The sequence below is a fragment of the Stenotrophomonas ginsengisoli genome (genome assembly GCF_001431485.1).
GTDB classification, from domain to species: Bacteria; Pseudomonadota; Gammaproteobacteria; order Xanthomonadales; family Xanthomonadaceae; genus Stenotrophomonas; species Stenotrophomonas ginsengisoli.
In genome coordinates this window covers 1-22,247 of record NZ_LDJM01000004.1, presented here as the reverse complement: position 1 = coordinate 22,247, position 22,247 = coordinate 1, and the positions used below count along the sequence as shown (strand labels likewise).

13 protein-coding genes are annotated in these 22,247 nt (G+C 67.8%); 3 read left to right on the top strand and 10 right to left on the bottom strand.

The genetic code is table 11. From position 1 onward, the window contains the following. Positions 1-18: 18 nt before the first annotated feature. Positions 19-2,604: an ATP-dependent chaperone ClpB gene (gene clpB / locus ABB30_RS00930; protein WP_057636369.1), complete on the bottom strand. Its 2,586-nt coding sequence runs from the start codon at positions 2,602-2,604 to the stop codon at positions 19-21. 359 nt (positions 2,605-2,963) lie between these two features. Here clpB and ABB30_RS00925 point away from each other — a divergent pair, with 359 nt between their 5' ends. After that, positions 2,964-5,519: a TonB-dependent receptor gene (locus ABB30_RS00925; RefSeq protein WP_057636368.1), complete on the top strand. Its 2,556-nt coding sequence runs from the start codon at positions 2,964-2,966 to the stop codon at positions 5,517-5,519. 46 nt (positions 5,520-5,565) lie between these two features. After that, the gene (locus ABB30_RS00920; RefSeq protein WP_211263427.1) at positions 5,566-6,756 is read left to right on the top strand and encodes a cytochrome-c peroxidase; all 1,191 of its coding nucleotides are present in this window, start codon (positions 5,566-5,568) and stop codon (positions 6,754-6,756) included. Between the two features lie 220 nt (positions 6,757-6,976). Here ABB30_RS00920 and ABB30_RS00915 read toward each other — a convergent pair whose 3' ends face one another. The 8 genes from ABB30_RS00915 to rluD all read right to left on the bottom strand — a co-directional run bounded on the left by ABB30_RS00915 (position 6,977) and on the right by rluD (position 19,219). Beyond that, a complete protein-coding gene (locus ABB30_RS00915) occupies positions 6,977-7,717 on the bottom strand; it encodes a hypothetical protein (RefSeq protein ID WP_152980479.1) in 741 nt (246 codons plus the stop codon). A gap of 255 nt (positions 7,718-7,972) precedes the next feature. Then, the gene (locus ABB30_RS00910) at positions 7,973-8,878 is read right to left on the bottom strand and encodes an energy transducer TonB family protein (protein WP_057636366.1); all 906 of its coding nucleotides are present in this window, start codon (positions 8,876-8,878) and stop codon (positions 7,973-7,975) included. A 95-nt stretch (positions 8,879-8,973) separates the two neighbouring features. Then, positions 8,974-9,510, bottom strand: coding sequence for a DUF4166 domain-containing protein (locus ABB30_RS00905; protein ID WP_057636365.1), 537 nt, complete (start codon positions 9,508-9,510; stop codon positions 8,974-8,976). 3 nt (positions 9,511-9,513) lie between these two features. After that, positions 9,514-11,121, bottom strand: a complete 1,608-nt coding sequence (locus ABB30_RS00900) for a SulP family inorganic anion transporter (RefSeq protein ID WP_057636364.1) — start codon at positions 11,119-11,121, stop codon at positions 9,514-9,516. Between the two features lie 99 nt (positions 11,122-11,220). Then, entirely contained in the window at positions 11,221-14,268 is a 3,048-nt protein-coding gene (locus ABB30_RS00895; protein ID WP_057636363.1) for a ligand-binding sensor domain-containing diguanylate cyclase, read from the bottom strand. Positions 14,269-14,359: 91 nt separating this feature from the next. Next, positions 14,360-17,437: a ligand-binding sensor domain-containing diguanylate cyclase gene (locus ABB30_RS00890; protein WP_152980478.1), complete on the bottom strand. Its 3,078-nt coding sequence runs from the start codon at positions 17,435-17,437 to the stop codon at positions 14,360-14,362. A gap of 1 nt (position 17,438) precedes the next feature. Next, positions 17,439-18,230 (bottom strand): peptidoglycan editing factor PgeF, encoded by a 792-nt coding sequence (gene pgeF / locus ABB30_RS00885; protein ID WP_057636361.1) that lies wholly within the window; start codon positions 18,228-18,230, stop codon positions 17,439-17,441. A 5-nt stretch (positions 18,231-18,235) separates the two neighbouring features. Beyond that, on the bottom strand, positions 18,236-19,219 hold the full coding sequence (rluD, locus tag ABB30_RS00880) for a 23S rRNA pseudouridine(1911/1915/1917) synthase RluD (RefSeq protein ID WP_057636360.1): 984 nt from the start codon (positions 19,217-19,219) through the stop codon (positions 18,236-18,238). Positions 19,220-19,319: 100 nt separating this feature from the next. Here rluD and ABB30_RS00875 point away from each other — a divergent pair, with 100 nt between their 5' ends. After that, positions 19,320-20,201 carry an outer membrane protein assembly factor BamD gene (locus ABB30_RS00875; RefSeq protein WP_057636359.1) on the top strand — a complete coding sequence of 294 codons (882 nt, stop codon included), beginning with the start codon at positions 19,320-19,322 and terminating at the stop codon, positions 20,199-20,201. 94 nt (positions 20,202-20,295) lie between these two features. Here the strand turns inward: ABB30_RS00875 and ABB30_RS00870 are convergent, their stop codons facing one another. Continuing rightward, positions 20,296-21,933, bottom strand: a complete 1,638-nt coding sequence (locus ABB30_RS00870; protein WP_057636358.1) for an NAD+ synthase — start codon at positions 21,931-21,933, stop codon at positions 20,296-20,298. Positions 21,934-22,247: the final 314 nt, after the last annotated feature.

Genomic DNA, 22,247 nt, shown 5'->3' with positions numbered 1-22,247 from the left:
CGGTATTGAGGCGGGTGTTTACGCCTTGCTGAAGACCAGCTCGCCGCCCTGGGCATCGACAACGATGGTGTCGCCGCTGGCGTACTGCCCGGAGAGGATATTCTGCGCCAGCGGGTTTCCCAGCTGGGCCTGGATCGCACGCTTAAGCGGGCGGGCGCCGTAGACCGGGTCAAAGCCCACATTGCCCAGCACATCAAAGGCGGCATCGCTTACCTGCAGGGTCAGGCCACGCTCGGCCAGGCGCTTGTTCAAACCGCTCATCTGGATGGCGGCAATCGAACGGATCTGCGTCTTGTCCAGCGGGTGGAACACCACCAGGTCATCCAGGCGGTTGATGAACTCCGGGCGGAAGTGCGCCTGCACCACGCCCATCACCGCCGCCTTCATCTGGGTGTAGGCCTCGGCCGTGCCCTCGCCGGCCAGCTCCTGGATCTGGGCACTGCCCAGGTTGGAGGTCATCACGATGACGGTATTGCGGAAGTCCACCGTGCGTCCCTGGCCATCGGTGAGGCGGCCGTCGTCGAGCACCTGCAGCAGGATGTTGAACACGTCCGGGTGCGCCTTCTCCACTTCATCCAGCAGGATCAGCGAGTACGGGCGACGGCGCACGGCCTCGGTCAGGTAACCGCCTTCCTCGTAACCGACATAACCCGGGGGCGCACCGATCAGGCGGCTGACCGCATGCTTTTCCATGAACTCGCTCATGTCGATGCGCACCATGGCATCGGACGAGTCGAACAGGAAATCGGCCAGTGCCTTGCACAGCTCGGTCTTGCCCACGCCGGTGGGCCCCAGGAACAGGAACGAGCCGGACGGACGGTTGGGGTCACTGAGGCCGGCACGCGAACGGCGCACCGCGTCGGAGACGACCTTGATCGCCTCTTCCTGGCCGACCACGCGCTTGTGCAGCTCGTCTTCCATGCGCAGCAGCTTTTCGCGCTCGCCTTCGAGCATGCGGCTGACCGGAATGCCGGTCCAACGGCCCACCACTTCGGCAATTTCCTCGGCGGTGACCTTTTCCTTGAGCAGCTTGAACTCACCCTGCTCGGCCGCATTGGCCGCGGCCAGCTGCTTTTCCAGCTGCGGGATGCGGCCGTACTGGATCTCGCTCATCCTGGCGTAGTCCTGGGCACGCTGGGCCGCTTCCAGCTCCAGCTTGGCCGCCTCGATCTGCTCCTTGACCTTGGTGGCGCCCTGCAGCGAGGCCTTTTCGGCCTTCCACACTTCATCCAGGTCGTTGAACTCGCGCTCCAGCGCGCCGATGTCGGCCTCCATCTCGGCCAGGCGCTTGCGCGAGGCCTCGTCCTTCTCCTTCTTCAGCATCTCGCGCTGGATCTTGAGCTGGATCAGGCGGCGCTCGATGCGGTCCAGCTCCTCCGGCTTGGAGTCGATCTCCATGCGGATGCGGCTGGCCGCTTCGTCCATCAGGTCGATCGCCTTGTCCGGCAGCTGGCGGTCGGTGATGTAGCGGTTGGACAGGGTGGCCGCGGCAATGATCGCCGGGTCGGTGATCTCCACCCCGTGGTGCACGGCGTACTTCTCTTTGAGCCCGCGCAGGATGGCAATGGTGTCCTCCACCGTCGGCTCGCCCACCAGCACCTTCTGGAAGCGGCGTTCCAGTGCGGCATCCTTCTCGATGTACTGGCGGTACTCGTCCAGGGTGGTGGCGCCGATGCAGTGCAGCTCGCCACGGGCCAGGGCCGGCTTGAGCATGTTGCCGGCATCCATGGCGCCATCGGCCTTGCCGGCGCCGACCATGGTGTGCAGCTCGTCGATGAACAGGATCACCTGGCCTTCGCTCTTGGCCAGGTCATTGAGCACGGCCTTGAGGCGCTCCTCGAACTCGCCACGGAACTTGGCCCCGGCAATCAGCGCGCCCATGTCCAGGCTCAGCACCCGCTTGCCACGCAGGCCCTCGGGCACTTCACCGTTGATGATGCGCTGGGCCAGGCCTTCGACGATGGCGGTCTTGCCCACGCCGGGTTCGCCGATCAGCACCGGGTTGTTCTTGGTCCGGCGCTGCAGCACCTGGATGGCGCGACGGATTTCCTCGTCGCGGCCGATCACCGGATCCAGCTTGCCGCTCTCGGCGCGCTCGGTCAGGTCGATGGTGTACTTGGCCAGCGCCTGGCGCTGGTCTTCGGCATTTTCGCTGGTCACGTTTTCCCCTCCACGGATGGCCTCGATGGCCGCGGCCACCTTCTTCTTGTCAGCACCGGCCTGGCGCAGGACCATGCCCAGCGCGCCGGCCTCGTCCACTGCCGCCTGCACGAACCACTCGCTGGCAATGAAGGCATCACCGGCCTGCTGGGCGGCCTTGTCGGCCTGGTTGAGCAGGCGCGCCAAGTCATTGCCGATGGACACATTGCCGGCCTGGCCGGTCACCGTGGGCAGCTTGGCCAGCAACTCGCCGATGCGCTCGCGCAACAGCGGCACATTGACCCCGGCCTGGGCCAGCAACGGGCGCGTGCTGCCCCCCTGCTGCTCGAGCAGGGCCTGCATCAAGTGCACCGGTTCGATGATGGTGTGGTCACGGCCCACGGCCAGCGACTGGGCATCCTGCAGGGCCTGGCTGAAACGCGTGGTGAGCTTGTCCATCCGCATGGGGGCGTCCTCTCAAGGTGGCAAAAGGTCGATCGACCGATGCACCTGATGTGCGGATCGTGGCGGCACAGTTCAAGCACCTGAACCACAGCCGGAGCGTGGGTTGAGCGCGCATTAATTTTTAGTTGCGCCGCACATGAGAATCATTATCATTGGCATCGGTTACCTGCTTCCGCACGCCAGTTACGCCCATCCCACCGGCCGGCCTCTCTCCCCGCCCGGCGGCCTGAACGCACAGCCAGCGCCTGCATGACCGCGCATCTTTCGATGCGCCCCTCCTGCCTTGCACCACGGCCCCTTGTGCCGGCGCCCAACGCGCCGCCTGGCCATGCCGTGTGCGCTGTCCTTAGAGAAAACACGTGAGCCGTCACCTGCCTGCCCAGCATCCGCTCTGCCTTGCCCTGCTCGGCGCCCTGCTGGCCCCGCTCAGCGCCGCCGCCCAGTCCCACGGCAGTGACCTGGTCCTGCCCACCCTGGAAGTGGAGGACGAGGCGGCCAGCAGCCCGTACGCCGGCAAGCAGACCCTGGATGCCAGCTACATTGCCAACCAGCCAGCCGGCAATGGCGATATCGGCAGCCTGCTCAAGATCAACCCGGCCGTGCAGTACGACAACGGCCAGCTCTCCAGCTTCACCCCCGGCGAGATCAGCCCCGCCGAGGTCAGCATCAACGGTGCGGCGTTCTACCAGAACAACTTCAGCATCGATGGCATGGGCATGAACAACAGCATCGACCCGGCCGGTGATGCCTCGCCCTACCGCCTGTACGGCGGCCCGGGCAGCAGCCAGGCCTTTGCCCTGGATGCGCGCCTGCTCGGTGAGCTGACCGTGCTGGACAGCAACGTCTCCGCGGCCTGGGGTGGTTTCACCGGCGGTGTGGTCGATGCGGTCACGCGCAAGCCGAGCCGGCAGACGCGCAGTGAAATCTCCACCCAGATGAGCCGCTCGTCGTGGACGCATTACCACGTCAATGCAGCGCAACGCGAAAGCTATGCCAATGCGTCCTCCTGGGGCGATGGCCAGCCGGAGTTCGAGAAGACCACCTGGCGTGCCACCAGCGAAGGCTGGCTGAGCGATGACGTCGGCGTGCTGGCCAGCTTCAGCCGCAAGCGCTCGACCATTCCGTCCATGTTCTATTCCTCCCACCTGGTGGAGCAGTACGGCAAGGACAAGCGCACCCAGCAACGGGCCATCGACAACGCCTTCATCAAGGCTGTGTGGGAAGCCAGCGAGCGCATCGAGCTGCAGGCCAGCCTGATGTACGCGCCGCAGGAAGACACCTATTTCCGCTCCAACATCGTCGATTCGCAGATTGATATCCGCAACGGCGGCCTGCAGGCCAACCTGCGGCTGGACTGGCGTACCGACTGGGGCCAGGTGGACCAGCAACTGGGCCTGACCCGCAACGAGCAGAGCCGCCACGGCCACAGCGATGACTACTACGCCTGGACCCGCTCCGACTCCAAGGACTGGGGCACCGGCAACAACAGCCTGCAGGGCGAGTACGGCCAGGTCGAACAGGAACAACGCAGCGCCCAGTACAAGCTGGATGTGCGCTGGGACCCGATCGCCACCGGCAGCGTGCTGCACCGCCTCAGCGCCGGCGCCCAGCTGGGCCGCGATGCCTACGACTATGCCCGCCTGAGCGAGAGCAGCATCTACGTGGTGCCCAAGCGCACCAGCACCTGCAGCAACAGTGCCGGCATCACCGACACCACCACCTGCGCCATGGGCACCACCCACAGCACGGTGGCCACCAACAACGGCTGGGCCGGGCAGTTCTTCAGCAACCGCACCCGCTATGCGGTGGGCGGGTTCGGCTTCAGCACCCTGTCTGGCGCGCTGTATGTGGAAGACGACATGCGCATCGGCAATGTGTCCGTGCGCCCGGGCCTGCGCGTGGAACGTGATGACTACATGGCACAGACCACCCTGGCCCCGCGTCTGGCCGCCTCGTGGGATATCGACGCTGATGGCAGCCGCCTGCTCCAGGCCGGCGTGAACCGCTACTACGGCCGCTCCATCGCCCGCTGGCGCCTGCAGGAAAACATCAACCGCCTGCGCTACAACGGCGAGCGCCGCAACTCCCTGGACGATGCCTGGACTGTCGGCACCCAGGCCCCGGCCGACAACGTCTTCAACCAGCTCGACGTCGCCTATGACGATGAGCTGATGCTTGGTTTCAGCCAGCGCTTCGAGGCGGCCACCCTGGGCCTGAAGTTCATCAACCGTCTTGGCCGCGACCAGGTCATCCAGGCCTCGGGCCTGGCCATCGGCGAACCCTCGACCGATACCCGCGACCTGTCCGCCGGCTATACCACCTGGACCAATGACGGGCGCAGCCACAACCAGATCTGGAGCCTGACCGCCGATGGTCGCCAGCCGCTGCGCTGGGCCGGCAGCACCACCGTCTGGCAGGCCGCACTGGACTGGACCGACCAGAAGTACGCCTCGCCCAGCTACCAGGATGACGCTGCCGGCAACCTGTACTACGACACCGACTATGTGCAGTACCTGGGCCAGCTGCTGCACCGCAGCCAGCTGCCGGCCAACAACTACACCCGGCCGTGGACCGCGCGCCTGACCACCACCACCGCCATCGAGCGCTGGGACCTGGCCATCACCCACTTCCTGCGTTACCGCGCCGGTTACCGCGACATCGGCAAGACCGGTGAAAGCGTGGAGGTCAACGGCGTGATTGCCGATGTCTACGACCGCCGCGATTTCTGCGCCAGCCTCAACTGGGATGTGCGCATCAGCTGGGAAAAGGCCCTGGCCGGCCAGCAGGCCGCGTTCGTGAACCTGGACATCTTCAACCTGCTGGACCGGGTCAATGTCACCAGCCTGGGTGCCCAGGACATCCCGCAGTACGAAACCGGCCGCTCGTTCTGGGTGGAGCTGGGTTACAGGTTCTAAGCTGTCATGGCGCCGGCACCGCCGGCGCCCTCTCATTGGTAACGGTATGTCAGCCCCCGCCCCCACGTCAGCGTCGTTCAACGCCCGCCAGCGTCTGCGGCGCTATCTGTATGCCTGCCTGGGCCTGATGACCCTGGCAGGCATCGTGCTTTGCGTCGCCCCGGGCAAGGCTGATGACCACTCCGGTGCTGCACTGGAAAACTGCCAGCGGCAGCTGGCCGATGGCAGCCAGGACATCAGCTGCCTGCGGGCGCTGTACCGGCAGACGCCGGCGCACTGGCCGGCCGCGTACTGGTCCGAGGGCGTGGCGCGGCGCGAACTGGGGCCACTGTTGCCACCACCGGAGCCGGCCGACAACCCCGGCACAGCGCAGAAGGTGGCCCTGGGCCAGCGTCTGTTCGAGGACCCGAAGCTGTCGGCCTCCGGACAGATTGCCTGCGCCAACTGCCATGACCGCCAGCTCGGCTGGGGCGATGGCAAGCGCGTCTCCTTCGGCCATGACCGCCAGCCCGGCCGGCGCAATGCCATGGACGTGTCCATGGCCCCCTACAGCGCACACCAGTTCTGGGACGGCCGTGGCGGCAGCCTGGAAAACCAGGCACAGTTCCCGATCCATGACCCGGTTGAAATGGCCAATACCATCGCCCGCATGGAGCGCTACCTGCGCCGCGATGCCGGTTACCGCGAGCAGTTTGACGCGGCCTTCGGGCCGGGCCGCATCGCCATGGACAAGGTGGCCAAGTCCATCGCCGCCTTCCAGCGCACCCTGTACCCGCGCAACCGCGGCTTTGACCGTTACCTGGCCGGCCGCGACAACGCCCTGAGCGACAACCAGCTGCTCGGCCTGCACCTGTTCCGCACCAAGGCGCGCTGCATCAACTGCCACAACGGCCCGACCATGAGCGACGATGCCTTCCACAACCTGGGCATCCACTTCTTCGGCCGCGAGCTGGAAGACCTGGGCCGCTATGGAGTGACCGGCAACCCGGCCGACAGCGGCGCCTTCCGCACTCCCTCGCTGCGCAATGTGCCGCGCAACGGCCCGTACATGCACAACGGCCTGTTCCCCAACCTGGAGGGCATCGTCAACATGTACAACGCCGGCGCCTTCCGCCCGCGCCCGGTCGGTGAACAGGCCAATGACCCCAGCTTCCCCACCACCGACCCGCTGCTGCAGCCACTGGGCCTGAGCGCCGCCGAACGCCAGGCACTGTTGGATTTCCTCAGCACCCTGTGAGCTGGATTGCCCACAACAACCACAGCGGTGGCGCTGCCGCGCATGATGGACGGCGGCGGCATGCCCAAGCTGCCATTCTGAACACAGTGCGCTGCGCTGTATCTGCAGCAGGCAGCTGGAGAAAAGCACCTCGTTGAGGTGCTTTTCATGGCTGAATTTTCATTGGCATTTGAACAATTGACAGCACCTTGCGCGCATCAGGTACCAGCCGGCGCATTGCCTAGATGTTGCGCAGCCACGTAAAGGGCGTGGCGCTGCCATCGGCATGCAGCCAGTCAAAACGATCCCCGTCATGGATGTGCCAGCGGATCTGCGTGGGTGCCAGCACATTCCCAACGTCCTGGTGCAGCGACCACTCCAGCATGGCGTGGTAAATGCCGTCCGCATCGGTCTGCGCATCGTTCACCGTGCAACACCCAATACCGCATTGCAGCAGGGGCTGGTCGTCATATTCCAGAATTTCGATCTGGTGCAGATAGCTGGGCAGGTGCGCTGTATCAATGGCTTGGTAGACGGCCATGCACAAAGGCTCCGGCCACAGGCAGCGCTGCGCGATCACCTCTTCGGCCACCAGTGTGTACGTAGTGCACTGGCCCTGTGCATCGTAGAGGTCAAAGCGTTGACCGTTGCGTGCATGCAGCCACAGGCGTTCGCAGCGCAAAGTGCCGCTGCCGTCGTCCCAGTCGATATCCCATTGCCAGCATTCCAACCCTTGGAACGGTGTGTGCAGGGTCTGGCGCACGGTACCCGTGGCGCCGTCGGTGCTCAAACAGGGCCGCCCGGAGCGTTGGAATAACGACAGCACGGCGTGCTGGATGGCGCCACTTGGGCCAGGGGCTGCATCACAGGCATATTCGCCTGCAGGGAGTGCGCCCGGCCACGCAGGCACGGGAGGTTTGGGAAGGCTGGGGTCGTCCAGCAGCAGGCGCAGTGCCTGGAAATGTTCCGCGTTGATCACCATGCACGCGATTCTCGCACAGCCTCTCCAAGCGACTCTCGCGGCTGGAGCCGCTCCTGCCAGTAGATGCAGGGACCAAGCGCCCCTGCAGGAGCTGCCCGGGCAGCGACGGCTTTCCCGACGAGGCACTCCGCCTCGCGGCTGGAGCCGCACCTACCGGTAGGTGCACAGGCCAAGCGTCCCTGTAGAAGCTGCCCCGGCAGCGACGATTTGCCCGCCCCCCCCTGATCGGGACGGCAGTGTCGGCAGCAAAACGGATCAGCTGCGCAGGGTGAAGGCCACCGGCAGGTCCACCTGGAGCGGACTGGGCAGGTGCGCCGGCGGGGCCGGCAGGCGACGGGCGCGGCTGAAGGTGGCCAGGGCTTCGGCATCCAGATCCGGGTTGCCGCAGGAATGACGCACCCGGGTGGCCAGCACCTGGCCATCGGCGGCGATGGTGGCATGCACCATCACCACTCCTTCCACGCGCTGGGCGCGGGCGGCAGCCGGATAGGTACGGAAGCGGGCCAGCTGGCGCATCACTGCCTGGCTCCAGTCGGCCACGCCCTGGCTGTCCTGGGCCGGGGCACTGCTGTGTGAGGCGCTGCCGTGGCCGTGTGCCGCCAGGCCAGGCCCGGCAGTGCCATGGCTGGCTGCCGTGGCATCGGCCGCTGTGGCCGGCGCCGCGGCAGTGGCCGCCACACTCTGCACCGCAGGGCCGGCCGGGGGCGCAGATGCCGGCCCGGTCGCAGCAGGCAGGCTTGCCACGGCCAGCGGCGCAGGCACCGGGCTGACCGGCAAGGGCCTGGCCGTTGCCGTGGTGCTCGCTGTCGATGTCGATGTCGAGGCCGGCGCCTGTGGCGGGGACAGCGATGCCGGGCTGGCCGCTGCCGCGCCCTGCTCGCGCAGGATGCTGGATGCAGTGACGAAGCGCAGCTGGACGCGCTCGGGGGCAGATTCGCTGTTGCCAGCCAGCGGCTGGCTGGGCGCGGCCTGCAACAGGGCTGCAATCAGCAGACCGTGCGCGGCCAGGCTGGCCAGGGCCAGCGGCCAATGACGCCCCCGCCCCGGGCCTGCCGGCGCGGACGGGCGCGGGCCGAAATGCAGGCCCGCCCACGCCGGGCCTGCCTGCGGGGTGCTGCCAATGCCGTGCTTGCCTGCTGCGATACCCACGCGGGTGCCCATGACGCTCTAACGAGAATCATTATCATATAGGAAAGCGCCGTGCCGCAGCTGACGCCCAGCTTGCTGAAATTTCCGGTATCGCCTGCCGGGTTGCCTCAGCCGGGCAGCAACCAGCCGCGGTAATGCACGATCAGGCCGACCAGCGGCAGGCTGGCACGCACATCGAAGGTGTAGCGGCCCTGCCCGTCCACCGCCTCGGTGCACTGCACGCCGGCAAACCAGGCGGCCGGCAGCGGCACAATGCCCAGTACCCGCACCGCCCGCGTGTTCCAGGTCAAGGCGCCATCCTGGACGCCCAGCTGGAAATCGAACTGCACCAGCCCCAGGCGCTCGCGCAACCGGCCCTGCCAGGGCCACATCCGCGAGCGCATCGGCACCCCGCCGAAGTTGCGCGTCCAAGTTTCCTGCCCGGCACTGCGCTGCAGGGTCACCGTGGTGGCCAACGCCTGCCCGCCCGGCGGCAGGCGTGCCGCCCAGGCGCAGAGCCGGGCCACGGGATGCTGGCCGCGCTGGATGACGCACTGCCCCTGCCAGTGGCCCGGCCCGTCGAGCTGGTGCAACTGCGCCACGCGGGGCGACAGATGCGCAAACTGCGTACCGAGCAACTGGGCAAACACGCTGGGCTGGGTCATCGCTCAATCCTGCCCATGGCCATGGGCCGTGTCCACGCCCGGCCACAAGCAGGACAACAGGCCCAGCACCACGGCCAGCACGGCATAGGCCGCGGCCAGCTGCCAGGTGATGGCCGCGCGCAGGCCGTCGATGCTCCACGGCAGGTAGACCCCGCCACGCGGGTCGGTGGAATGCATCACCCCGAACGCGGTGAACAGCGCGCCGAGCAGCAGAACGGCCATGGCCACGCCGGCACGACGCTCGATCAGGGCGATCAGGCTGGCGGCCCAGATGATGGCGGTGATGATGAAGCCGTTGCCCAGCACCTGCAGGGCAGCCACATCACTCAAACCGTGGCTGTCCACCGCCGCATACAGGGCCGCGGCAGCGTCCGGGGCGACCCAGCTACCGAACTTGATGTTGATCAGGTAGGCCACCGCCGGCAGGAAGGCCAGGGCCACGGCGATGGCGTGCTGGCGACGGGTGGACTGGAAGGCCTGCACGGTGATGTCCAGGCCGACGAACACGATGATCGGGGCCAGCACCGCAACCGGGAGCCACTGCACCAGCCCGGCGACCACGCCGAGCATGCCGCCGATGCCGACAAACAAGCCGGTGAGCAGGGTGTAGCCGGTCCGTGCGCCCAGGCGCTTGTAGGCCGGCTGGCCGATGTACGGGGTGGTCTGTGCCACACCACCGCACACGCCGGCCACCAGGGTGGAGACCGCCTCGACCAGCAGCACATCGCGGGTGCGGTAGTCATCGCCGGCAGCGCGTGCGCTCTCGGCCACATTGATCCCGCCCACCACCATCAGCAGGCCGAACGGCAGCAGCAGCGACAGGTACGGAACGGTCAGCGGCAGGCCATCGATAAAGCCCAGACGGGGCAGCGGCAGCGCCGGGGCCAGGCTCACGCCTGCCGGCAGGGCAAACCCGGGCAGCAGGCCGGCACTGCCCAGGCCGTAATACAGGGCCACGCCGATCAGCAGCGCAAACAGCACCCCGGGCAGCCGCAACGGCACCCGGCCACCAGCCACCAGCACATACAGCAGCACGCCCAGGGTCACCAGGCCCACCAGCGGCTGGCGCAGGCTTTCGATCAGCGGCAAAAAGCCCAGCAGCATCAACGCCGCACCACCGATGGAGCCGAGCAGGGCCGCACGCGGCACATGCCGGGTCACCGCATCACCGGCAAAGGACAGCACGGTCTTGAGCAGGCCCATCACCACCAGCGAGGCCATGCCCAGCTGCCAGGTGGCCATCGCCGCGGCCGTTTCGTCCATGCCGGCGGCCTTGAAGCCGGCAAACGCCGGGCCCAGCACCAGCAGGGCCATGCCGATGGAGGTCGGCGCGTCCAGGCCCAGCGGCATCGCGGTGACATCGGCGCGGCCGCTGCGCGCGGCCAGGCGTCGTGCCATCACCGTGTACATCACGTTGCCCACCAGCACGCCCAGCGCGGTACCGGGGAACATGCGGGTGAACACCACCTCGGCCGGGAAACCGAAGATGCCGATCAAGGCCATCGCGATGAAGCCCAGGATGGACAGGTTGTCCACCACCAGGCCAAAGAAACCATTGATGTCGCCGGCGACAAACCAGCGCGGCGGAGTGGAGGTGGCAGCAGCCTGCATGGGGTGGGTCACAAGTGGGGGCAAGCGATGGTAGGCCGATTGCCGCGCCAGACCAACCGCCGTCAGTAACCCCTGCGCGCAGCCGGAACCAACCCGGGCTCAGTCGTCGTGACCGTCCACGCACAGCCGGCCACGCCCGCGGTGCTTGGCCCGGTACAACGCCGCATCGGCCCGGGCCAGCCATTGCTCGATGGGCTGGTCTGGATCGGAAGCGGCCAGGCCGAAGCTGGCGTCCACATGGATCGACTGGCCGTCATACAGCACCGGCATCTGCCGCAGGGCATCGGCCAGGCGCGCGATCGTGTGGCGGCCCTGGGCCAGATCGGCATCCACCAGCACCAGCAGCAGTTCCTCGCCACCGTAACGGGCGGCGATATCAATGGCGCGCAACTGGCTGCGCAGCAACTGGCCGACCTCACGCAGCACCGCATCGCCGCCGAGGTGGCCGTAACGGTCATTGATGCGCTTGAAGTGGTCCAGGTCCATCAGCACCACACAGTCACTGCCGCGCATGCGCTGGCGCCAGGTGTGCAGCTCGGCCAGGCGCTCGAAACCACGGCGTCGGTTGTCCAGCCCGGTCAGGGCATCCTCACCAACCAACTGTGCCAGGCGTGCATTGGCCTGGCGCAGCTCGGCGGTGCTGTCCAGCACCCGCTGCTGCAGGCGACGCTCACGCCGGCGCGCGGTCCGCAACCGCCACTGCACCGCGCCGGCCACCGCCAGCAGGAACAGCAACAGCGCCAGCAACTGCACCCACCACTGCTGGTACCAGGCCGGCGGCACCTCCAGCTGCAGGCGGGTGATCCATTCCTTGCCCGGGTACTCATCGGAGGTGGTACGCAGCAGCAGGGTGTATTGCCCCACCGGCAGGCGGCTGTACAGCACCAGGGGCACCTGGTTGTGGCCACTGGCGCTGATCCAGCGGCTGTCCAGGCCTTCCAGGCGGTAGCTGTACTGGCGTCGTTGCGGGGCCAGGTAATCCATCGCCGAAAAACTCAGGGCCACACGCTCCACATCGCGCGCCAGCTGCAGGCGCTGGCCGTCACCGGGCAGTTGCGAGGGCGGCAGCGGGTGGCCATCAAGATGCATGGAGACAACATGTGGCTGCAGGTCGGGCAAGGCCGGTTCCGGCAACTGCAACAAGCCGGGCTGGAGCATGATCACCCCGCTGCCGGCGGCCATGAACAGGCTGCCATCGGCACTGCGCACCATCTTGTCAGCCCGCAGTCGGGTGCGTGGATGCAGGCCATGACGGGCACCGAACTGGCGCCAGTGTCCCTGCAGGTCACGGTGGTACAGGTCGCCATCGCGGATGCCGGCCCACAAGCCACCTGCGGGATCCTCGCCCAGGTTGGCAATGCCACGGCCCGGGCCCGGCATGGCCGGCAGCAGCAGTTGCAGCCGGGCGTCTGCCGGCAGGCCACTGGAGACACCTTCCAGGGTGCCGGCATGGATCTGCTCGCGCCCGGCCAGAAGGGCGACGATGTAGCGGTTGGCCGGCAGGTCGCCACGCGCACTGCCCACCGGCACATGGCGGGCCTGCCAGGTGTCCAGATCCAGCCGGTGCAGACCCTCGCCGGTACCCACCCACAGGGCGTCAGCGTGCACGGCCAGGTTGAGCACCCGGTTGCTGCGCAGGCCGTGGTGATGATCAAGCATGCGCCGCAGCACCCTGCCCTGCAGGTCCAGTTCGATGATGCCCTCCCGCCCACCGACCCAGACCCGTTGCCCCTGCGCGGCCAGGGCCAGGTAGCGCTGCACCGGCACCTGGGCCAAGGCGCTGCCACCGCGTACGCGCAGGCTGTCCGGGTCGATCACCGCCACCCCGTTGCTGGCTACCCAGATCTGCCCGGTACTGTCTTCGGCGATGGCCACCACATCGGTGCCGTCCAGTGGTGACGGCAAGCGGATCACATGGCGTTGCCCACTGTGCGGATCGAGTACCTGCACAACACCATCAAAGTTGCCGATCCACAGCCGGCCCCGGCGGTCGATATGCAGCGTGCGGGCCATGTCCGGCTGCTGGTGGGCATGCTCGCCAGGCAGGCTGGCATCGAGTTCGACGATCCCGGCAGGCTCTGGGTCCAGATGGAACACGCCACGGTCACTGGCCACCCAGATGCGGCCATCGCGGGCGCGGATCATCTGGCTGGGATGGAAATTGCGCCCGCCCAGAAATTGGCTCAGGTTCACCGCCAGTGGCCGCGTGCGCATCTGTTCGATGGCCATCAGGCCACGGCCATCCACTGCCACCCACATCTGCCCGGCGATCGGCACAAAGGCGCGGATAGTGTTGCCGGCATGCAGGCCTTCGCGCCCATCCAGGCCCTGCGCGGCCTGGGCGTACCGGCCCTGGATTCGCACCACCCCGTGCTGGATGAAGCCCACCCACAGACCGCCCTGTGCATCACCGGCCAGTTGCCAGATCAGCTCGCTGTCCAGCCGCTGCTGCAGGCCGGGATGATCCACCTGTACCGGCTGGAACTGCCGCTGCCCCGGCCCACGCTGGTACAGCCCGGGCGCAGCAGCTACCCACAGGGTGCCATCAGCCGTCTGCTCGACATCAAAAATGCGCTCGCCGTCCACCGGCCGCGGCAGGTCCAGATCCACTGGCTGCAACAGGTTGCTGCCGGCATCCCAGTAGAACAACCCCTGTTCGGCGGCCACCCAGGCGCCGCCATCACGTGCCGGCTCGATCGCATTGATCCGGTTCAAACGCCGGCCGTCCCCCAGGGTCACCGGCACAAAGCGGTCATCGGCCAGCTGCCAGCGCAGCACCCCTTCACGGTCACCACCGATCAATACATCGCCATTGTCCAGCGGGTGGAACACACGGGTGAAACCGGTGGCCATTGCCGGCACCTGGGCCGGCTCATAACGCTGGACCAGATCCCCGTCCAGACGGATGGCCCCGTCATTGGTGCCGATCCAGATCCGGCCACGGCTGTCCTGGGCAACGCTGTAGGCATTGCGCACGGCCGGGCCATTGTCCCCGGTAAGCACGGTATGCCCGCGCAGGGCGGCAAAAGCCTGCCATCCCGGTGCGCTGCCGGCCAGGGCCAGCGGCGCGCACCACAGCAGCATCAACGCGGCCAGCACCACGCTCACTGCGCGGCAACTGCCGGCGGCCACACGGCCGTGCATCATCCTGCGCACGCAGTCATTGCCCCCTGTCCAACATCACCGATCCAGATGCCTCATTTTCCAGCTTGCCCGCGATGTGGGGCCATGACAAGGATCAATCCGGCAGCCGTTCCACGCAGACACGGTTGCGGCCTTCGCGCTTGGCCCGGTACAGGGCCATGTCGGCGCGCTCGATCCATTGCTCGGCACTGTGCTGTGTCTGCAGCTGGGCCACGCCAAAGCTGGCCGTCACTCTCAGCTGCACCGACTCGCTGACCACCGTCATGTCGGCAATGGCCAGACGCAGCCGTTCGGCCACTTCCAGCGCAGTGTCCTGATCGGTATCGGGCAGCAGCAACAGCAACTCTTCGCCGCCATAACGCGCGGCCATGTCATGGGCCCGCAACGAGGTCTGCAGCAGGCCGGCCACCTGGCGCAGCACGGCATCGCCGGCCAGATGGCCATGGCTGTCATTGATGTGCTTGAAGTGGTCCAGGTCCAGCAGCACCAGGCTGGCCGGATGCGGCTGGCGCTGGGCCTGGCTGATCAATTCGTTCATCCGCTGCAGCAGGCGGCGCCGGTTGTACAGGCCGGTCAGCGCATCCTCGCCGGCCAGCGCGGACAGCTGGCGGTTGGCCTGCTGCAGCTCGCAGGTGCGCAGGTAGACCAGCTGCTCCAGTTGACGCTGACGCCGGCGCACGATGCGGTCGCGCAGCCAGACCAGCAGCGACAGCAGCAACACCGCGCCGGCCAGGGCCAGCGCCCATACCCAACCACGCTGGTACCACTGTGGCAGCACCTGCAGCGGGTAATGGCTGATCCACTGCACGCCGGGCTGTTCGTCACTTTCCACCCGCAACGCCAGCCGGTAATCGCCCGGAGGCAACTTGCCGTACAGGGCCATCGGTGCCGCCCCCGGCGCCAGTTCCACCCAGTCCGGGTCCTGCCCTTCCAGCATGAAGGCGTAGCGGCGCCGCTCCATCGACAGCATCTGCAGGGCGGAGAACTCGATCATCAAACGCTGTTGTTCCGGCCTGAGCTGCAGGGCCTGACCGGGGGCCGGCAACGCGCCTTCGGCCCAGCGCTGGCCATCGATCTGCAGCCCGGTGATCACCGGTTGCAAAGGCGGAATCGCCGCGGGCCGGGCCGGCAGCCGCGCCGGGTCCACCGCCAGCACCCCGGTGCCGGTACCGAACAGCACGCTGCCATCCTCCAGAGTCTGGGCCACGCCGCGGTGGAAACCGCGGTTCTCATGCACCCCGTCATGGGCGCCATACAGGCGCACCTGGCCATCGCGGCCGACCGTGCCGATGGTGGTTGGCCGCGCACTGAACCACAGCCGGCCATCGCCGGCCAGCTGCAGGGCCATCACTTCCAGCCCCAGCACAGGCTCCACCGCACGCGCCCGCAAGCTGTCGCCATCCACCTGGAACACCCCGCCGGCGGTGGCCACCCACAGGGTCGGGCCATCCACGGTCAGGGCGTTGATCAGACCGGTACGTTCGGCCTGCGCCGGGTCGGCTGCAGGCAGCAGCGTCACCGGTTCGGCCTGCCAGCGCGCCAGGTCGATCCGGTACAGGCCCTGCGGAGTGCCGGCCCAGAGCCAGCCGCCCTGCAATGCCAGGGCCACGATGTGGGTGGTGCCCAGGCCGGTGCCCCGGGTGGAGAGCATCTGCCGGCGGATGCGTCCGTCCAGGTCCACTTCGACCAGGCCATCGTGATAGCCCAGCCAGACCCGTTGCGGCCCCACCACCATGTGGTTGACCTGGCTGCGGGCCTGGCCGCCGATCTGCCCGGCCGGGCGTACCTTAAGGCTGTGCGGGTCCACCCACACCACCCCGCTGCCGGCCACCCACAGCTTGCCCTGGGCATCGGTGCCCAGCGCATTGACCGCACTGGCACTGTGCGGTGCCGGCAGGTAGAGCAGGTCGCGCTTGCCGCTGGCCAGGTTCCAGCGCAGCAGCTCACCGGCCTCGCGGCCCAGCCACAACTGCTGGCGCGCATGGTCAAGCCACAGGGCCCGGGTCGCATTCAAGCGTTGGTGCGGATCCATCCCCGGCGGGGTGACATCCAGCACATGGATGCCCTGCGGGTCCGGATCGAAATGGAAGATGCCGCGGTCACTGGCGGCCCAGATCCGGCCATCGGCGGCCTGGGCAAGGCCGCGCACATGGAAATTGCGCTGGCCCTCGAAGGCGCTGAGGCTGACCGGCACCGTGCGCGCCTGCTGGCAGCTGCCGCGGCAGGCCAGCAGGCCGCTGCCATCGGTACCCAGCCACATCTGGCCATCGGCCCAGAGCAGGCTGCGGATGGTACGTCCTTGATGCAGCCCGTTGATGCCATCCAGTCCGGCCGGGGCAAAGGCCCGCCCGGCATCGAACACCACCACGCCGGAACGTACCAGCCCGGCCCAGACCCGGCCGCGCCCATCCTGGCGCAGCGTCCAGACCGTTTCACCCGCCAGACGCCGGTCCAGCGCGGCCTGCCCGCTGCGCACCGGCACAAACGCCTGCGCATCGGCAGCACGCCGGTACAGGCCGTTGTGCGCGGCCACCCAGAGGCTGCCGTCATCGGCCTGCAATGCCGACATCACCCGCGCCGACAGCGTTGGCAGTTGCTGCAGCGCCGGCACCGCCTGCAGTGTGCGTGCCTGGCCACCGGCCCAATGGAACAGGCCCTGCTCGGCCGATACCCAGACCCCGCCATCGCGTGCGGCAGTGAGGTCATTGATGCGGGTAAGCGCCGGGCCGTCGGTCACCTCCAGCGGCAGCAGCCGGCCGCTGTCCAGCTCCCACAGCAGCACGCCTTCACGGTTGCCCCCGATGAGCATGTCGCCGTTGTCCAAGGCCAGCAGGGCGCGGATGTGGCCTTCAGGCAACAGGGGATTCTGGCCCGGGCCGAAGCTGTGTACCTGTGCCCCGTCCACCCGCAGCAGATGGCGGAAGCCACCCACCCACAGGCGCTCGCGCCGGTCCAGGGCCAGGGCGGTGGTGGAGCGCATCGCGTACTGGCCGCCATCGGTCAGCACCGAAACCGCACTGACCGCCTGGTAAGGCTGCAGCGCCGGGCTGGCGGTCGCGGCCAGTGGCAGACCCAGCCAGCACAGCAGCAGCCACAGCAGGCAGGCAGGCCAAAGCCGGCCACGGTTGCCCGTCACCGGCAGATGTGATGGCCCCTCAACGCCAGCCGGCATTTCAGTCGGCCATCCAGACCAGGGTCGCGATACGCCCGCTGCGGCGGTCACGGCGGTGCGAGAAGAAATGCTGCGGCTCGCTGATGGTGCAATGCTGGCCGCCATGGATCGCTGCGGGGATCAGCCCCGCACGCTGCAGGCGCTGGCGCGCCAATGCGTACAGGTCCACCCGCCAGTGCCCGGGACGGGTCGCCACGAATGCCGAGGCGGCTGCCGCATCAGCGGCAACGAAGGCCTGGTAGACGTCCTCACCGATCTCGTAGGCCTGCGGCCCCGCCGCCGGCCCCAGCCAGGCACGCAGCTGTGCAGGCGGGGTGCGCATGGCGGCCACCGTGGCTTCGAGCATGCCGTCGGCCAGCCCGCGCCAGCCGGCATGGGCCGCCGCGATCTCGCTGCCGTCATCTGCCGCCAGCACCACCGGCAGGCAATCGGCGGTGAGGATGGCCAGCACCACGCCGGGCACGTCGGTCACCGCCGCATCGGCCACCGGCTCCTCGGCCGCTGCCAGCGGTTGCCCGGCAGTGGTGGCCCGGAACACGCCGGTGCCGTGTACCTGGCGCAGCCAGTGTGGCCAGGAGGGCAAGCCGGCCAGACGCACCAGCTCGCCCCGGTTGATCTCCACGGCCGCCGGGTCATCGCCCTCGGCGCTGCTGCGGTTGCCCAGGTTGAAATGGTCAAACGGCGCCTGCGACACCCCCGCGCCATGGCGCAGGGTGGTCAGCGCATGCACACCCGGCAGTGCCGGCCAGTCGGCCGGCAGCCAGGGCATCAAGTCCTGGGCAGGGTTGCTCATGGGGCTCAGTAGCGCTCGCGCTCTTCGGCCTTCCTGGTATCCACGCGCAGGGCGGCAATCAGCGCCTGCATGTCCGCCGGCAACGGTGCGGTGCAACGCACCGGCTCGCCGCTGACCGGGTGGGTGAACTCCAGCACCTCGGCATGCAGGGCCTGGCGCTTGAAGCCGCGCAGCGCCGCCACCAGCTCGTCGGTGGCCTGACGCGGCAGCTTCAGCGAACCACCGTAGAGCTGGTCACCGATGATCGGCTGCTTGAGGTGGGCCATGTGCACACGGATCTGGTGGGTACGCCCGGTTTCCAGACGGCACTCCAGCACGGTGTGGGCACGGAAACGCTCGCGCAGGCGGTAATGGGTGATCGCTTCCTTGCCGTCCTCGCGCACACCCATCTTCAGGCGGTCACGCGGGTGGCGGTCGATCGGGAAATCAGCGGTGCCACCGGCCACCAGCGAACCGGCCACCACGGCCACGTACTGGCGGTGCACATCACGGGCGGAGAGCTGCTCGACCAGGGCGGTCTGCGCCTCGACGGTGCGGGCGATCACCATCACCCCGGAGGTGTCCTTGTCCAGACGGTGGACGATACCGGCGCGCACCAGCTGGGCCGCTTCCGGGTAACGGAACATCAGGGCATTGACCAGTGTGCCGCTGTGGTTGCCCGCACCCGGGTGCACCACCAGGCCGACCGGCTTGTTGATCACCAGCAGGTGCTCATCCTCGTAGAGCACGTCCAGCGCGATGTCTTCCGGCTCGGCCAGGGTCTGGGTTTCCAGCTCCACTTCCAGGCTCAGCTGCTGGCCGCCGAACACCGTGTCGCGCGGGCGCACCTGCGCCCCGTCCAGCAGCAACTTGCCCGACTTGATCCATTCGCTGAGCCGCGAGCGGGAAAAACCGGGGAACAGTTCGGCAGCAACCACATCAAGGCGGAAGCCGGTGGAGGCATCGGGCACAACGGCCTGACGCACGGATTGGTCGGGGGTCTGGGACATGGGTAACGGCTCAATGAAAGGCGCTGGCAGCAAAATCGGCCGCCGGGAGGTACATAGGCTATCATCGACCTTCCGTATTCCCTTGCGTCCAGCCTGAACCATGATCCGACGCTCCAGCCCGATGTCCTCATCCGCCCGTCTGGCGGGACTGATCCTGCTTGGCACCCTGGCCGTTACCGGTTGCTCGCGAGGCACCAAGGATGACGCCCCGGAAGGCACGCCGGTACAGACCCTGTACCAAGACAGCCTGAAACTGCTGGAAGCCGGCAACTGGTCCGGCGCCGAGGCTGGCTACCGCCGCCTGCTGGCCCAGTACCCCTACGGCCCGTACACCGAGCAGGCGCTGATCGAAACCGCCTACGCCCAGTACAAGGCCGGCAAGCACGATGATGCGGTGTCCTCGATCGACCGCTTCATCCGCACCTACCCGACCCACCGCAACATTGCCTACCTGTACTACCTGCGCGGGCTGGCCAACTCCAACCGCGACACGGTGTTCCTGCGCCGCGTCTGGTCGCTGGACTCCAGCCGCCGCGACCTGTCCGCGCCGCGCCAGGCCTTTGCCGATTTCGGCATCGTGGTGGACCGCTACCCCAACAGCCGCTACGCCGCCGACGCGCGCAAGCGCATGGGCGAGCTGCGTGACACCTTCGCCATGGGCGAACTGAACAGCGGCCTGTACTACCTGCGCCGCGGCGCCTGGACCTCGGCTGCCGGCCGCGCCAACTTCGTGCTGGAAACCTACCCGGACACCACCTACCAGGCCGACGCCGTGGCCCTGCTCGGTGCCGCCTACGAAGGCCTGGGCAACCAGGAACTGGCCGCCAGTGCCCGCAACCGCCTGGCCAGCCTGGATGCGCAGCATCCCTATCTGTCCGGCGACTGGCCCAAGTACAGCTGGATGATCCGCAAGCTGAACCCGTTTGCCGGTGAAAAGTCGCCGCTGACCGGCGAGCGCAACGCCACCATGAACCGCAAGTAATCCTTGCCGGTTGGATGCAGAAAGGGCCCGCAAGGGCCCTTTTTGTTGCGTTGGCTGCCTGCCACCGGCCGCAGCCGGCGGCAGACCCGGCGCCTCAGCCGCGATAGCCGTTGCTGATCGGATAGCGCCGCTCACGGCCAAAGGCGCGCCGGCTGACCTTGGGCCCGGGCGCAGCCTGCTGGCGCTTCCATTCGGAAGTGCGCACCAGGCGCAGCACCCGGTCCACCATCGCCTCGGCATAACCGGCGGCGATGATTTCCTCGCGGCTCTGCTCGTTGTCGATGTGGCGGTAGAGGATGCCGTCCAACACGTCATAGGCCGGCAGCGAATCCTGGTCGGTCTGGTTCTCGCGCAGCTCGGCCGAGGGCGGGCGGGCGATCACCGCCGGCGGAATCACCGGCGCCCCACCCACCGTGTTGCGCCACTTGGCCAGGCCGAACACCTCGGTCTTGTACAGGTCCTTCAACGGCGCGTAGCCACCGCACATGTCGCCATAAATGGTGGCGTAGCCCACCGCGTACTCGCTCTTGTTGCCGGTGGTCAGCAACAGGCCGCCGAACTTGTTGGACAGCGCCATCATCAACACACCGCGCGCGCGCGACTGCAGGTTCTCTTCGGTGACATCACTGGCAGTGCCCTGGAACATCGGGCCCAGGGCGCTCATCAACCCCTCGAACACCGGCTCGATGGACACCGTCTCCAGCTTCACCCCCATCGCCTGGCACTGCTGTGCGGCCAGGTCATTGGACAGGTCGGCGGTGTAGCGTGAAGGCAGGCGCACCGCGGTGACGTTGTCCGCGCCCAGCGCATCCACCGCCATGGCCAGCACCAGGGCCGAATCAATACCGCCGGACAACCCCAGCCAGACCTTGGAAAAACCGTTCTTGGCGCAGTAATCGGTGATCCCGCGGGTCACCGCGCGCCAGGCCAGCGCGTCCATGCTTTCATCGCCATCGTCCATCCAGTGGCAGGCGGTGAAGCGGGTCGTGGCCGGGTCGTAGTCCACCACCAGCCACTGCTCGGTGAAGGCGGCGGCGGCCGGATGCACGGTGCCATCGCCATCGGCCGCCAGCGAGGCGCCATCAAACACCACGCTGTCCTGGCCGCCGACACAGTTGAGGTAGACGATGCCCACCCCGCTGTCGCGTGAGCGCTCGGCCAGCAGGGCATCGCGCTGGGCATGCTTGCCGCGTTCGAACGGGCTGGCATTGGGGGCCACGATCAAACGCGCCCCGGCAGCCATGGTGTCGGCCAGCGGTTCGGCGTACCACAGGTCCTCGCAGATCAGCAGGCCCACCGGCACGCCCTTGAGCTCGAACACGCAGCTGCCGCCATCCGGGTCCACGGTGAAGTAACGGCGCTCGTCAAACACCGCGTAATTGGGCAGCTCGCGCTTGCGGTAGGTGTGCTCGACCTTGCCATCGCGCAGCACACTGGCCGCGTTGTAGACCACGCTGCCATGGCTCTGCGGCCAGCCGACGATGGCGGTGATGCCGCTGACACTGGCGGCAATCTGCGCCATCGCCGCTTCGCAATCGGCCAAAAAGCGCGGCCGCAGCAGCAGGTCCTCGGGCGGGTAGCCACACAGCGCCAGCTCCGGGAACAGCACCAGGTCGGCATCGAACTCCTCGCGCGCGGTGGCAATCATCTCGATGATGCGCGTGGTGTTGCCGGCGATGTCCCCGACCGGGAAATCGAACTGGGCCAGGGCAATGCGCAGGGAATCGGACATGGCGGAAGATCCACACTCAAGACAGGCCCCCATCATACGTCGCCAACCCCACCGGCAACCCATCTGCCCGGCATTGCCGCACGCCATAGCGGCCCGGCCCGCCCCTGCAACAGCCCGGGGCACCTGACGGCCGGGACCCACCTTGTGGGAGCGCACCCGGGCGCGACGCGGCAGGTTGGCAGCAGCACTGCATGCACAGGGATCGCGGCCGGGGCCGCTCCTGCAACAGCCCGGGCCACCTGATGGCCGGGGCCCACCTTGTGGGAGTCAACTGTCTTGATCAGGCGGTCATAGGCACGACTTTCCAGGGAGCG